Here is a 14753-nt window from a genome sequence, read left to right on the forward strand (position 1 = left end):
ACCGAGTTAGCGGCCTCGATGACAGAAACCCCACACCCAGATGAATTCTTCCCACCCCACCACCGCCAAGGCCTATTCTACTCCTCAGCCTGGCTAGAAGCCTGGCAAGAAGCCTACGGCAACCACCCCGCCATCAAACTGCATCCCGAAGCGGGCCTTTATACCTACCCACAAAAACTCAAAGGACTTCTGCCAGTCCGAAGCGCCACCCCGATCGGCGCCACCTCTCCCGGAACCCGCAGCATCCGGGCCGAATACCTGGTTTTGTCTGGTGCCGAAACCGTGTTGGAGGCGCAACAATTCCTGGAAAAATTGACGGCCGAAAAGAACTGGCACCAACTCTGCTTCCCCGATATACCCGAAGGCTCCCCGGAGTTCGAAGCCATTCAGACCGCAGCGAGGAATCTGGGATTACAAGTGCGAGAACAAGAACGCAACACGGCTTTTGCTGTCGATCTGAGCGTCGGGGGATTTGAAAGTTACCTGACAGGCCTTGGGAAAAACACCCGGCTAAAGCTTTTCAACCGACGCAAGAAGCTCGAGGAAGCCGGACAGGTCGAACTCGAAAACTGGTGGCCCGACCGGCGAAACGCCTTTTACGAACTTCTCAACCAGTTCCACCAGAAACGGTGGGGGAAACCGTGCTATCACGGCCGCAACCAGACATTCATTGAAGACCTGCTGACCCGGCTCGACCAAGCTGGAGCACACGTCGATCTATCGGTCATCACCCTTGACGGAGAGCCGGTGTCAACAACGCTGGATATCGCCGCTCAGGGGCGCTGTTACAACCTTCAGGCAGGGTATGCAGAAGACCTTGTGAAAAACGTCTCGCTTGGCACCCTGCACCTTGGCTACCAGATCGAGAAAGCGTTTCAGGCCAAGTACGACCACTATGACTTCATGGCGGGTGAAGGTAAAAACACGCAATATAAGGCCTCCCTCGCCAACTGCCACGCCGACCTGATCACCCTAATGCTGGTTCGACACCCCCTGCTCAAACTGGCCTATCGCTTACAGGACAGACTGTCGAAGCCTACGACTATGGAAGGTGCTTGACGATCGGAGGGCCCACCAACCGGCTCAACCATACCGGCATTCGCTTCCAGAGTGCGATCATCAGACGGAACTTCGGGTTATCCGGGTTCAATTCCGGCGGCTTTGAGTGATCCGGCGTAATGTAGTACCAGTGATGCTCATAGGGCTTCGCGCCCCACTGCTTCTTGAAATGGTAGGTACCCGCACCCCGCGTTGATCGGCCAAAATCAAAAAACTCATAGCCTTCGGAAACGGCATAGTCGAGTATCTGGCGGTACATCCACATATTGGTGTTCAACGCGTTGGCCGGTCTGATGGTTGATGCCCAGGGGATCTCCAGCATTGGGCCATGCCCGAGCAGAAAGCCGGCCGACACAGCCCGCCCCCTGACCTTGACCACCACCAGGGTTGCCGCCAGGCCGGGCTCAGAGAGCACATTGGCGAACCAACTCTTGGCGTACACCGGCGTCCCCAGATCCCGCATGTTTCGAGCGAAGACCCGGTAAAAGTCATCTAGGAGCTCCAAACCACCAAAGGCAACCGTAGGATGGTGCTCCTCAGCTTTTTTGGATTGTGCCCGCACCTTACTACCCAGCTGCCGGTCCAAGGCCTCGAGCGTTTCAGGCAGAGGCAACACCATAGATACCTTTCTATCGCTACTATTGGGCCATAGTCCATCCTGCATGGTTCGCACCTCTATGTGCGTCAATTGCTCCTGATGAGCTACCTTCTGCAACCCGGTTAACAGCGCCTTCGCCACATTCCAGTAAGGACTTAATACTCCACCATAATTAAAATACGGAACTGAAACGGCAAACCGACCAAACAGCCGACTCGAAAAGAACGTCAGAGGAACGCCACCAACGATACGCCCCTCCGGGGTCATTGCCACCCAAATTCGAGTGGGGTGCCCAAAAGACTTCTGAATAAGACCGCCCCAGGAACGATGCATATAAAGTGGTGCTGCGGTTTCGTCTCTTACAAACTGAAACCAGGCGTCATACTCTTCACTATTGAGCTCTCTCAACTGAAAAGGCTGAGTATACTCTGACTCGTTCGATATACGATAAAAGGGGGGAGCTTTCGTTTCCTGGTACGCTTGCACTGCAGGCTGCGATCGGGACGGTTTCAGTGCATCCTCGACCGCTTTTATACGCTCAGAAACCGCTGTCATATCGGCGATCAAAGCCTCGCGTTGGTCGCTATCGGGCTCGACCGATTTAAAACCTCTGGCGATTTCCGCTTTTCTTGATTTCAGTGCTTTCAACTCTGCTTTTAATACCTTTGAGTCAGTTGAAAGGCCCACCCCAGAATGGCAAGCCGTACCGAGTTGACTCACAGTATCTGATTCCCTCGACGTCATAGTGTCCTCATACGGGCTTACACCGGAAGCTTGCTACGCAGCGCCTCGATCCAGGACGCATACCGCATAAACTGATCAAAGTCGCCAGGAAACCCTATACGCGCAACTCTGTACGGATTCCTCCTGATATCCTTCAAGTAAGACGTCTGGGATATTGTGCTTACAGCACCGCGATAATGTGCCATTCTCACCATAAGCTCGTGGTTTCGGCTGAAGTCTTGAGTGGTACCCGACGGATAACAGAATATCTGAGAGGGGCTCTGAAGCTCCTCCTTTAATCGTGCCTTGGAATAGACCAGCTCCTCCGATATCCTCCCTGGGTTCATTGCGCTAAGAACGAAGTGAGAACGAGCATGTGAACCAATAGTCACGCCAGCCTTTTCTGCTTCTCGCAATTGATCCCAGCTCGCAGGAAGGTAGTCTTCTGGCGCAGAGAAGGGCGTTTCAACATCCAGGGCTGCGCTGATACGATCAACAAACTCAGGAATATCTGAAGATTGGATTTTCTTGGCGTAAGCACTCAGAAGTCGCCTGGAATGCACACGATCCTTTACCGAATCCAGTTTTAGTGGTATCTCGCTGCCTTGCATAACAACTGATGCTTCTCTGAGGCGGCTATTTCTTATCAGAAAGCTTATCTTCGCGTCCCAGGGCCAATCCTTTCCATCGATGAAATCCGTAATAACAAACAGAGTGGGTTTTGCGTCGTATTTCAACAACACGGGTATCAACCTGGTCACCTGATCGGAATACCCGTCATCGAGTGTAAAGCACAACGTAGGCCGCTTTATCCGTTGACCTTGCACCGCCCGGTCGATCAGGTCATCCAGTGCAATAAAATCGTATTTTTGCTTTACCGCAAACTGAAGACACTCTTCAAGCAGCTTTTCTGAGGTTCCATGGTACGACCGGTCCCCCGGTAGGGGACGATGCAACATGAATATCGTTACATAAGGTCCTGAGAGCGCGGAAAAACATCTCTCCAACCCACGACTGGTCATTGCCCGGCGAATCCATCTGTTCATAACAACCGCCTTTATCCGAACCAGATACGTATCAGTTTAAACCCAACCGGAAATCCTTGCTCCAAAAAGTCGTCGATTACTGGCGATATCTTCGTGAATGCCGATTCTGGTCAGCTCGTGCCTGTTGGCCGAGCGGTTAAGGTTGATACCCCTTCGAGTGGTAACCGCCGCTCTGTAGTGGGTTCGTACCATATCCAGCGCTTCCTGGTTATAGTCGCCATTTGGGAAGCAGAATAGATCAATACTGTCACCCGTCTCGCGCTGCAACTTCCGTTTGCTATCAACAATCTCATATTCCATATCCGGTAAAGTAACCGAAGAGGTGAGCCGACGGTGAGTATTGGTATGTGACCCCACAGTCACAAGTCCCGAGCCCCTCATCTCATTGAGTTGCTGCCAGCCCATGAGCGCACACCCCAAGTGCTCACCACAGTACTTACGCCAGCCAATAGACTCCAAAGCGTGAAATATATCCAAATCCGTATGCGCTTTCAGTGCTTTTATCACCGAAGCGACCTGATCTCCGCTTACCCGCCCTGATACAGGATCACACGAAGAGAGGGCACTCCTTAATACTGCGTTATCCCGCATCGCGCCTATGCCGTCGCAGAACATCAGCCCAACAATGATGTTTGGCCAGAACTGGAAATCAGTTCCTATCTTGTCGGCTACCGCAAACAGAGTGGCGGGAGCAGACTCTTCCTTCAATATCGGAAAAGCGTATTCGTAGTTGTCCAGCCAGCCATCATCAAACGTGACCGCACAGGCTTTCTGGGGTAACGGCTCATCGTTATCTTTCGCATTTACCCAGTCCGCGAGCGACACAAGGTCAAAGTGTCTCTTCAGCTCTCTCAAATGCATCTGAAACGTTTCGGGCTGAACGACCATACCCGGCTCTTCCAGGGAAAACCGTCGATCGTCTCGCGGTAGGACACGGTGGTACATCAAGATCCATAGACGACCTGATAAGACCGGATTCCGATGAGGACCCAGCGTGTTCGCCATGGACCTTATACCCGCCTTGAGCAGACCTTTGATGACCAGACTCCTCACTGAATCAATGACCCAGTAATTGCTTTATATATTGTTGAAACTCAAATTTTGCCGGCCCCATGTCATCGAGACGGTTGATCTCATGACGACACCGTCTACCCTGGGGGGCAATAAACTGCAGCAGTCTACGGAGCTTCGACGAAAAGGAACGTTCCCCACGCCAGTATAAATACAAGCTATCGAGGTCTCCAAGAAGCCATCGCAACCGCTGCCCCACCACATACTCATCGGGAAAAGTGGCTGTCCTGTCCTGACTCTCAATCTGCCATAACCAGAGCGGGAAGTCGACACCAGAATCAACCGCCAATTGCAGCGACCCCCAGAATCGAGTATTCACTTCCATCAGATAGGGTATTCCATCGTCAGTTACTCTGAACTCAACCATGGCAACACCGTGCCACCCCACGCTGTCGAGCAATTTTACAGAAAACTCTTTCAACTCTGAATCAACGGATACACTCTCACTGAGAACGCTCACACCACCCTCTGGGGGCTTCTCTCGCAAACGACGATGTGCAAAGAAGCTGACCGCCCTTCCCCGATCGTACAGACAAAAAACGCCAGCTCCTTTTCCAGGAATGTATTCCTGAAGCAAGAATGGCTGCGTATCCAGATAGGGAGACAACCGAAGCTCTCTTTCAAGATCCTCTTTCGAGTATAGAACGCGGACCCGGGTAGAAATCCAACCACCACCGACATACACCTTTGAGAGGCAAGGTTTCAGAACCAAAGGAAAATCCAGCGCGTCGATATCAAGCTGCTGAGCACTGTGGTATCTGCGGGACTCGGGGCACCGCAACCCCAGCTCGTTCGCTCGCTTGACCAGCTCACCCTTGTCTGCCAAGGACATGAGAACGTCATAATCGACAAACGGGTATAATGTAGGACCGAGCCGCACGCGATTGATCAGCAACAACTGGCTGGTAATTTCTGTGACGGGCAGAACCATATCGAAGGGAACTTCTGTCAATAAATTCGACAGCCAATCGACAAAGGCAGAGGGCTCCTTCTCAGAGCTGGGGCACTGATAATATTGATGGCTATAACGCGAGCAGCCGGCCAATGACCGAGGGAGTGCATCCGCAGTGCTCACCTCTATACCGGCCTTGCCAAGAGAACGGGTAACCGCAAGCGCACTGCGTTGTGCGGCGTCCAATACCAGAACACGATTAAAAGTCACGGGCTTACTACTTTCCTTAGGTTTAACACCGAAGTGGCTAATACAACAGGGGACCTCAGCATCGCAAATGGCGCTAGCCGCAAGGACACCTTTTATAGTAAATTGAAACCCGGAATACACCGGTCAGGCTCCCTGGAATGATAAACCAAAAACCCACAATATTACACGCCATTGATACGACTGGACCCGGAGGTGCTGAGACAGTTTTCCTGGATCTCGCTCAGCATCTGGCTATTGAAGGCTACGGCACGATAGCCATTATCAAGGGACCAGGCTGGGTGGAGGACCAACTCAAAAGTCGGAACATTCCCTACCTCATCGTCAAACCCGAAGGGTTTCTTTCTCTGAAATACTATTGGAGGCTGTTCCAGATCCTGCGCGAACAGCAGGTTGCGCTTATACAGGCTCACCTACTTGGCTCAACCCTTACTTATTCACTCTTGTCCTTTATACGGCGCATTCCGCTGGTAGCCACCATCCACGGAAAAGTCGATGTGAACCCCAACGAACGCCGGGTTTACCTGAAGAACCGCATCATGCGTGCCGGTGTTGATAGACTGGTAGCCGTTAGCGAAGATCTCGCTCAGTATATTGAGCAGCGAGGATTATTTCATAAAGATGCGATCCGCATTATTTACAACGGGATACAGGTCGATAGGTACCGAAGAACCACCCAGCAGACGATCAAGCAAAGTCTAGGCCTCCCACGTGATGCGATCCTTGTTGGGAGCCTTGGAAACGTCAGACCGGCCAAAGCCTATGATGTTTTGATTTCTGCAGCCAAATCAGTGATAGCGCATAATCCCAAGGTTCACTTTGTCATTGCAGGCCATCAAAAAGCCAAACTGATGGAAGAGCTCAACCGGAAAATGGAAGCAACCAATGTCCAGAGCAACGTCCATTTTATCGGCTTCCACTCAGACACCGCTGAATTTCTGGGACAAGTCGATTATTTTGCACTATCGTCGTCATCGGAAGGCTTCTCTATCGCAACAATAGAAGCAATGGCAACAGGGCTGCCCATCATTGCCACAAAATGTGGCGGACCAGAGGAAATCATTAGACACAACGAAACCGGATGCCTAGTTAACACAAATTCGCCCGAAGAATTAGCTGACGCAATCATCACTCTCATTGAGGATCCCGAAACCGGTGAGCGATGGGCGAATACAGGTAAGGATGCTGTCAGGAAAGTATTCTCCCTTGAGAAATCTCTTCAGGAGTACAGACTGATCTACCAGTCTTTACTTCACAGCCCTCGGTCGAGATTGTCATCCAGGAAAGCAGGGGCTTCTGATGTTATCGCAGATCAAAGGAATCGCTAAAATGGACCACGAATCGTGTTAAAAAGATTAGACCAGAAAATCAAAAACTCCTTTGGATCAAAGAAGGGGATGGCCAGAGCCATCTGGCACTATAGTTCGATGATGCTTGGAAAGTATCGACCTTACCAGAGTGTCGATTTCGACTCAGTTGAACGCCTCGTATTTATTTGCGCAGGGAACATATGCAGAAGCCCTCTGGCGGAAGCGGTGGCCAACAGCATGGGATTTCCCTCAGTGTCCTACGGCCTGCACTGCAGAGGAGGAGACCCGGCTGACCCTAGAGCACGGTCTTTTGCAGAGTCTATCAGCTTAGATCTTTCCCTGCACATAACAAGAAACTTCCAGGATTATACATACCAATCAGGTGATTTGATCGTTGGCATGGAACCCAGCCACTTGGCCGCACTAAGAGACAGGGAAATTCCACCTACAACAACCATTACATTGGCGGGTTTATGGCTGCCGAAAGCTAAGCCCTACATACATGACCCACACAACACCTGCGATATGTTTTTTGACCGGTGTGAGCGCGAAGTTGCTCTGTCTGCCATGCATCTATCCTCTAGGGCATCGTAGATCATGCAGGAGCTGTATTTTCTAAAGGTAAAACCTTTATGGAATCAATTCTGGAAGGAAGGTTTTTCTTTCTGGATGATATGTGGATATCTGTTCTTCGAATATGTCAGACCACAAAGCATCGTACCGTCGATAAATTTCTTACCTTGGACATCCATTCTCATTCTATTATCAGCATTAGGGTTGTTGTTCGACAGCAATAGAAAATGGGTTTCTGATCGGCTCAACAAATGGATTATCGCTTTCTATCTTGTAATACTGGTTTCCACATACACAGGTTACAACACAGCAATCTCCAGACATTATTTAGAGTTCTTCTATACGTGGCTAATAATATACTTCCTCATAATTAACACGGTAACGACAAAAGAACGATTTTATATTTTCCTGCTTATCTTCCTTCTTGCAAGCTTTAAGCTTTCATCTCATGGAGCCCAAGTTTGGGTGTCGAGAGGGTTTGGCTTTACAAAGTGGGGCATTACTGGACCAAGAGGTTTTTTTGGCAATTCAGGCGAGCTTAGCATCCAGATGTTAGTTTTTTTCCCTGTTGCGTATTATCTCTTTATAGCGCTGAAAGATTATGTAAAACCTTGGGAAAAGTTTATTTTACTATTATTCATAATAACACCTGTTATGACAATATTGGGCGCAAGCTCTAGAGGCGCGCAGCTAGCACTGTCAATTCAATGTATTGTTATGTTTTACAAGCAAATATTTAGAGTCAAAGTTCTTTTAGGAATTTCGATATCAGTGCTTGTCGTCATGTCTTTGCTTCCAGAAGAGCAGAAAGAACGCTTTAGGACTATGGGAGATGACAAGACCTCGGAGCAACGGATCCTCTATTGGACAAACGGCATCGAAATGATAAAAGATCATCCATTTTTTGGAGTAGGATTCTTTAATTTCGTGCCATACTACGAAAGATATTATTACGGTGACATGCTATATCCGGAAGCCGAGCTACCTCATAACATATTCATTCAGGTTGGAACCGATACCGGATTAGTAGGTCTTTTTATCTACATCGTCATGCTATCAAGATTTTTATTGAAGAAGAAGGCGACTGGAAACTCCAAAGACGACATTTTCTTCCTAAATATACAAAAGGGAATATCAATAGGAATACTCGGGTTTGTCGTGGCCGGCCAGTTTGTCAGCGTTGTTTACTATCCCTTTATGTGGATAGGCCTAGCCCTTTATGTTTCGCTCCAAAACTGTTTTAGAAAGGAGATTTAAATTAGTTGTTTCTAGTCAAAACTTTTTCAAAAATTCCTTTTATCCTACTCACTTTTAAATCAAGTGGTGCGGGGTATATCAAGAATGACTTGGCCATATACCAGAGTGCTAAAGATTTATTCTCTTTCCACTGAAGAGTAAATAAATAATAATACAGCCATGCGTCTGCTTTTATTCTCAAATATCTTTCCGGAATTCGCCTGTTAATCTCCTTCCTACATCTATATATCACGTCAAAATCAACGCCTTTCCGAGCTGTCTTGTGGATACGGATGGTACATAAAACTTCTCTGATCATTAAAATTCGATACTTTCGAGACACCTTTATCCAGAAATCCCTATCTTCACCCCGGGACAGACTATTATCAAACCCCCCCAGTTCGTTAAAAACACTTCGTCTTATTAATTCATTTGATCCGCTTCCTGGCATATGAACCTTTATACAAAGTTCGCTGTACTTGATCTCTTCATTGGGTATAGTTTCCTTCCAAAAATTATTTCCAAACTCATCTATGTAATCACAGCCACCACCAACAATGGCGACGGACTGATCAGATTCCTCCATTAATGCCACCTGCCGCTCAAGCTTATTGGGATACCATAAGTCATCATCGTCCAATATGGCGATATACTTCCCTCTGGCGTAACTCACACCAATATTCTTTGCCGTAGGTGGATTTGAACCTCCATTTTTAAAGAGTTTTATTCTGCTACCGTATAGATTCTCTAAATAATCATAGGTACCATCGGTAGACCCATCGTCAATAACTATAATTTCATAATCTTTGAAAGTCTGGGACAATACAGATTCTAACGCTTCGGTGACCCAAATCTTTCTATTTACGGTTGGGATTACTACTGAAACTAGAGGGTTAGGATCCTTGTTTTCTTTCATTTCGTTGGTCTCCAAAGACCTGTATACGGGAGTTGGCCTAGAGAGGACGAGACTGAGGGAAACGCCACAAAGAAAATAAGAACCACTCTCTTTATAATATTTTGGCATAACCCGACCATAAAATTGTCTCCTAATCCACAGTTGAAGACTATAATCTAATTACGGTTATAACAATGCCTGTCGGTATTCAAGGTGGATCACAGCTTTCTGGTGAACTGTTCTGCATATAAGGAATAATCCGACACTAACCATTGTAATTGAATATATCGTTAATCAGTATATGGATGTGTGTTTTTTTCTAATGTATTTCTTTTGGGTCAAATTATGATTACCGATGTTTTGAAAGTCCTGCGTCGAGCTTTCTCGATAATGATTATGGCGCCACTCGCAATCCAAATCATCCCTGCTTCAAGTGCCGAGGTACTCTTTGAAGAGAACTTTTCTACAAAAGTAGTCAATTCTTCACCGAATCCTGTCTGGTCCTGGAATGTAACAAGTGACGTGCAAAACGGAATGATGGTAGGTAAGGGAGATATTTATCAAGTCGTTGAGGGGGAACAGTTTCTTTCGTACCGGAATTCGTTGCAAATGGACTTTAACGGTCGGAACGGCTTTTGTAACGTCTGTGGTGGAGATGACGTGACGGTAGCTAGTATTTCAGGTTCTACCGCGTGTGTTAATGCCCCCAACGGACCTCATGAAACTATTGTTTACAACAAAAGTAATCAATTCAGCACTTGGAAGGTGACTAACGAGTCAAACGGTAACCTATGCTTTGATATCTCAGCCCCTCACCAGGAGCCCATTCACGGGATTGATCCTTCGGTATCAGTCGGAGATGAGATATATCTGCCCAAAGTCTGCGGTGTAAATGGGACGATTGGTGGTTCAACTAACAGACGCTCCGACTGCAACAAAGCAATCAATTATCTCGATAATGTGGATCGTTCAACAGTTGGTTACGGAGAGTCGATAGCCAGGCGCTTTTATCTTTACATACCGAACGAGACTCAACTTCCTAACACTACAATGAAGCTTGGTTACTCATACTGGCAATCTCCCGGACAGAACGCCAGGGCTGTAACCCTCAAGCTATCGGTACAGAGAGATCTGACTCTTGAGCTTACAATGCCTAACGGTGATAAGTACGCGAAATCAATGAACGATTCAGACGCCTTTTTCATGCCTAAAGACACTTGGGTCTACTTCGAAGAAGTATTTACGCGTGAATCAAGCTCTGGTGCGAATGATGCCAGGTATCAACTTTTCGTGAGCGAGATCGATAAAGATGTATCACGTCCAGTAGTGGAAGCAAATAACTTTACTCTTGGCGAGTTGGTACGGATGTCTATCGCCGGAAACTGGCAGCATAGCAACGAAGTAAAAGGATACGCGTACTTTGACAACATAAAAATTGAAACATTTACGGACCCGGAAATGACAATCGGCCCGGTAAATCGACCCGTTATTGAAAACTAACGATGCTTTTGCTGTAAGAATCAGTTTGAATTCCGACTCACTTAACATATAGCTAACGCTAAAGTGGGTCGGGTTCAACTATTCAAGTTTAATCTCATAGAAAACAATTTATCTTACTGGATTTAAATATTAACGCACTTTCGTTTATCCTCTAAAATACTTCTCACCCTTTCTAGATCTCACTCTCATTAAAAGACCTGATAATAACCCTGCTAATCTACCCCACAGATATGCATTATCTATAAGGAAAATCGAAAACACGTCTTTTAGTGAACCTTTGTATTTACTTCTTCTAATCCTTTTTACTGAAAGCGATGCCGGACAAATCAACGCCAAAGCTAATCCTATAAGTAATAATTTTGCAGATGTTAACAACCCTACGACTGAGAATATCAATCCAAATCCATAGAATGACGTCAGAATAAATATTTTGTCTTTAAACGACTTCTCAGTATGTAAGCCGTAATCAATAGAGTGCCAAATTTGACGTTTTACGAAACCTGTGAGGCTTGTAGGGTATCCTAGATGAGTAACGCTAAACTGTCTCGTAACTCTTACGTTTACGCCACTTCTCCTTAATCTATGGGTAAGCTCGCTATCCTCGCCAGAATTCAGACTTTCGTTGAACCTACCTACCTTCAAAAAGTCGTCCCGTCTAATCATTATACATCCTCCCACTAAAGAGGAGGTCTCGTAGGACGCACCGTCAGGATTTAGAATCCAATACTTTTCTACCCAGTACGGATTTTCTCTAAGAAAGTACTGCCCTCCAACCACAGAATTATTGTCCAGTAACTCCAACCCTCTTCGAATCCACCCCTTATCAACGACACAATCACCATCCAGAAAAACGAGCACGTCACCATAGGAATTTTCTGCACCGAAATTTCTAACAGCCCCTACTTTAATGTTCTCTTTTACATAAACTTTAACACCATAACTACGTGCAATTTCTAAAGTCGAATCTTCAGAGCCATTGTCAACTACTATAACTTCGTACTTTTCATTTGGGTAATCAATGCTTTTTACCGACCGCAAGCAATTCGACAAATATTCTTCTTCGTTGAAAGTGGGTATTATTATTGAAACACTTGGGAGACCGGTATTCATTTACTTATCCCTATCGTTGAAACTACCTTAGACATAAGAAATCTAATTTTTTGTCTAGTTTTTCCTTTTAAGATATTCTTTGCCATATAAACTACTTTTCTAACTCTCTGCCATTTAACGCTTTTCCCATTGTCATACAATACAACATTATCGTCTATAGTTATTGGAGATCCTGTTATAGTTGGCAACGAGCCATTTTTCTTTAGAGAGATAGGCCACACCTTTCCTGAAATACTGTTCTTACTAAACTCAATTTGAAGAGCGCCAGATCTAGATAATCTTTCATCCCAGCACAGATCAAAAATGAAGTTCCCTAAAGAATAGGCTGACATGAAACCATTAACCTTACTTATTTCATAAAATATATGTGGATGACTTCCTATTATAACGGAGACGCCCATCTCTTTAAGTTGTTTTGCGTACTCGCGTTGATATGGTAGTGGAACAGGCGACTCCTCTAAGCCCCAGTGCAACATTACAACCAAATGATCAACTTCCGAAACTGACTCTTTAACTAGCCGGGAAAACTCTTCATTTATTTTTTGATAAGTATCCTGATCACGATATGTATTATCAGGTACATCCGAAGCCGCCAAAAACCCAATGCTAACATCATTAGCAGAAACTCTAACGAGCTTTTGACTTTTCAAGCCCACTGGATTTATTTTCAGGTCATCCAGTATCTTTAAGCACTCATTGAATGATTCATCACCATGCTGTATTGCGTGGTTGTTTGCTACCTGAAGAACTTTGAACTTTGCTTTTTTTAGTTGACCTGCCACTGATGGCTTTACTTTCAGTATTAAGTCTTCAGGGTTATTTGAAGACCACCCTTTTGAAGTAATAGATGCTTCAAGATTTCCTACACAGAAGTCACACTCGTCAATAATGCTTTGGACTTCCGAAAATAAGTAGTTTGTTTCAGCGAAGGTCCCTGGTCCATTTCCAATTGAGGGATAGTATTCGCCCAAGTTAATGTCGCCAACAAAAAGAATCTTCATTATGATAACCCTATAAACATTAAGCTTTTCTATTCAAATGGGCAACTTAACTTTTGATATCAGCCACCTGAACTTTCCATTCTCAGTTCTTGGTATATCTTCGACCACTACAACTTCAACATTCATGTCATGGCCAACTCTATCTTTGAAAGATCTAACAAGATTTGATATGTCGGAATTACTGAATCCTTCACCACACACTACCTTTATAGTGATATTTTCTAATGATGTTTGCACTACCTGAGACTTTACTATAGTTGTTATGGGCTTGAACGGATGCGTTAACGCCGATGACGATATCATCTTTCCATCCTTAGTAACGATTATATCTTCTTCCTTCGTCGCCACAGAATCAAGAATATCCATTTCAATACCGCAACTGCACTTTTCCTCTGAAATTGACGAAATATCATTTGTCCTATACCTGATTAACGGCATGGCATAGTTGGTTAGAGAGGTTCCAACAACATACCCTCTCTCACCTGGTTTCATCACGTTCCCATCACTGCTAACAATCTCGTTGTATGCCAATTCAAAATTTAGGTGGTAGTTATGCTCTTTAGCGCACTGCGTAGCAAATACAACCCTTTCGGCCATACCGTAAAAATCGAATACTTCACATGAAAAAGCTTCTTCGATAACAGATTTTTGATTATCAAGCAAAGGCTCCGAAGAGGTAAAAACGGATTGCACTTTTATTTTGATTTTTCTTATCAAAGCATATTTAGCGATTATAGATATAGTCGAAGGATATCCTTCAATGGCTTTAGGAGAAAACTCTTTCATCGTATTCAGTATCGAATCAATATGATCGTCTGAAAGATGAAATGATGAGAACCACATCATGTTATGAAATCTATCAAGCTGCCAGAACGGTGGACTTTTCTTTGAGGGAGATACAATAGTTCTTCCTAGGAAAACAGCTATCTTGTCACCAATTGTGATACCCCCCCAGCTTTTCTGTCTCCAATCCAGTGCATTGTTAAAGACAGAAGTATGCTCATCCCAGTACAAATTCAGAGGCGCCCCGGTAGTTCCCGATGTATGCCCATGAACGAGAGATGATTTTTTAAACCGTTCACTTATAAATTCGTTTGGATACTTTTTTATATCCTCTTTGGTTATAAGAGGAATATTCTCCATATCTTCTAAAGACTTTATGTCCTCAGGGTGAATTCCGATCTCCGAGTATTTCCTTCTGTAGAACGGAACGCTTTCGTAAGAATGCAGCAATATTTTCATTAATTTTTGATACTGATATTCCTTTATCTCATCACTCGAGTAATGTTCAGTTGAATCAATGTGCGATTTTATCTTTTTAAAGTTTGTCCCGTATCTTTTGTGATGTAGAATTCCGGCATATAAATTGAACCCAATGTGCTGAATAGCATAAGGAGATCTTTTGTATAATTCATCTAAGCTTAGCATAATAAAATCTCATATAGATCCAACTGCAAACCTTCCACATCTTC

At 45.4% G+C, this 14753-nt stretch carries 13 protein-coding genes; 5 read left to right on the forward strand and 8 right to left on the reverse strand.

The features are described 5' to 3' along the window. Nucleotides 1-18: 18 nt before the first annotated feature. Nucleotides 19-1059, forward strand: coding sequence for a GNAT family N-acetyltransferase (locus tag EDC38_RS15105; protein ID WP_170162959.1), 1041 nt, complete (start codon nt 19-21; stop codon nt 1057-1059). Here the strand turns inward: EDC38_RS15105 and EDC38_RS15110 are convergent. From EDC38_RS15110 to EDC38_RS15125, 4 genes are all read right to left on the reverse strand, one after another. Beyond that, nucleotides 1043-2377, reverse strand: a complete 1335-nt coding sequence (locus tag EDC38_RS15110; protein ID WP_170162960.1) for a FemAB family XrtA/PEP-CTERM system-associated protein — start codon at nt 2375-2377, stop codon at nt 1043-1045. The two genes, EDC38_RS15105 and EDC38_RS15110, sit on opposite strands and share 17 nt — an antisense overlap. A 41-nt stretch (nt 2378-2418) precedes the next feature. Beyond that, complete coding sequence (locus EDC38_RS15115; RefSeq protein WP_123639376.1) at nt 2419-3426, reverse strand: polysaccharide deacetylase family protein; 1008 nt, start codon at nt 3424-3426, stop codon at nt 2419-2421. Nucleotides 3427-3462: 36 nt separating this feature from the next. Then, nucleotides 3463-4314, reverse strand: a complete 852-nt coding sequence (locus tag EDC38_RS15120; protein ID WP_170162961.1) for a polysaccharide deacetylase family protein — start codon at nt 4312-4314, stop codon at nt 3463-3465. Between the two features lie 169 nt (nt 4315-4483). Continuing rightward, entirely contained in the window at nt 4484-5659 is a 1176-nt protein-coding gene (locus EDC38_RS15125; protein WP_123639378.1) for a carboxylate--amine ligase, read from the reverse strand. 137 nt (nt 5660-5796) lie between these two features. Here EDC38_RS15125 and EDC38_RS15130 point away from each other — a divergent pair, with 137 nt between their 5' ends. The 3 genes from EDC38_RS15130 to EDC38_RS15140 all read left to right on the forward strand — a co-directional run bounded on the left by EDC38_RS15130 (nt 5797) and on the right by EDC38_RS15140 (nt 8796). Beyond that, entirely contained in the window at nt 5797-6984 is a 1188-nt protein-coding gene (locus EDC38_RS15130; RefSeq protein WP_123639379.1) for a glycosyltransferase family 4 protein, read from the forward strand. Between the two features lie 102 nt (nt 6985-7086). Continuing rightward, nucleotides 7087-7560: an arsenate-mycothiol transferase ArsC gene (locus tag EDC38_RS16755; RefSeq protein ID WP_425462040.1), complete on the forward strand. Its 474-nt coding sequence runs from the start codon at nt 7087-7089 to the stop codon at nt 7558-7560. Between the two features lie 3 nt (nt 7561-7563). Next, a complete protein-coding gene (locus EDC38_RS15140) occupies nt 7564-8796 on the forward strand; it encodes an O-antigen ligase family protein (protein ID WP_123639381.1) in 1233 nt (410 codons plus the stop codon). Between the two features lies 1 nt (nt 8797). Here EDC38_RS15140 and EDC38_RS15145 read toward each other — a convergent pair whose 3' ends face one another. Next, on the reverse strand, nt 8798-9691 hold the full coding sequence (locus tag EDC38_RS15145) for a glycosyltransferase family 2 protein (RefSeq protein ID WP_170162962.1): 894 nt from the start codon (nt 9689-9691) through the stop codon (nt 8798-8800). A 324-nt stretch (nt 9692-10015) separates the two neighbouring features. Here EDC38_RS15145 and EDC38_RS15150 point away from each other — a divergent pair, with 324 nt between their 5' ends. Then, nucleotides 10016-11170: a hypothetical protein gene (locus EDC38_RS15150; RefSeq protein ID WP_123639383.1), complete on the forward strand. Its 1155-nt coding sequence runs from the start codon at nt 10016-10018 to the stop codon at nt 11168-11170. A gap of 144 nt (nt 11171-11314) precedes the next feature. On the opposite strand, the gene EDC38_RS15155 is transcribed toward EDC38_RS15150, so the two are convergent. The 3 genes from EDC38_RS15155 to EDC38_RS15165 are packed head-to-tail and all read right to left on the reverse strand — an operon-like array spanning nt 11315 to nt 14709. After that, the gene (locus EDC38_RS15155; RefSeq protein WP_123639384.1) at nt 11315-12280 is read right to left on the reverse strand and encodes a glycosyltransferase family 2 protein; all 966 of its coding nucleotides are present in this window, start codon (nt 12278-12280) and stop codon (nt 11315-11317) included. Continuing rightward, nucleotides 12277-13281: a CapA family protein gene (locus EDC38_RS15160; RefSeq protein ID WP_123639385.1), complete on the reverse strand. Its 1005-nt coding sequence runs from the start codon at nt 13279-13281 to the stop codon at nt 12277-12279. Before EDC38_RS15160 ends, EDC38_RS15155 begins: the two co-directional genes overlap by 4 nt. Nucleotides 13282-13314: 33 nt before the next feature. Beyond that, nucleotides 13315-14709 (reverse strand): phenylacetate--CoA ligase family protein, encoded by a 1395-nt coding sequence (locus EDC38_RS15165; protein WP_123639386.1) that lies wholly within the window; start codon nt 14707-14709, stop codon nt 13315-13317. Between the last annotated feature and the right edge of the window lie 44 nt (nt 14710-14753).

This window comes from Marinimicrobium koreense (assembly GCF_003762925.1).
Classification (GTDB): domain Bacteria; phylum Pseudomonadota; class Gammaproteobacteria; order Pseudomonadales; family Cellvibrionaceae; genus Marinimicrobium; species Marinimicrobium koreense.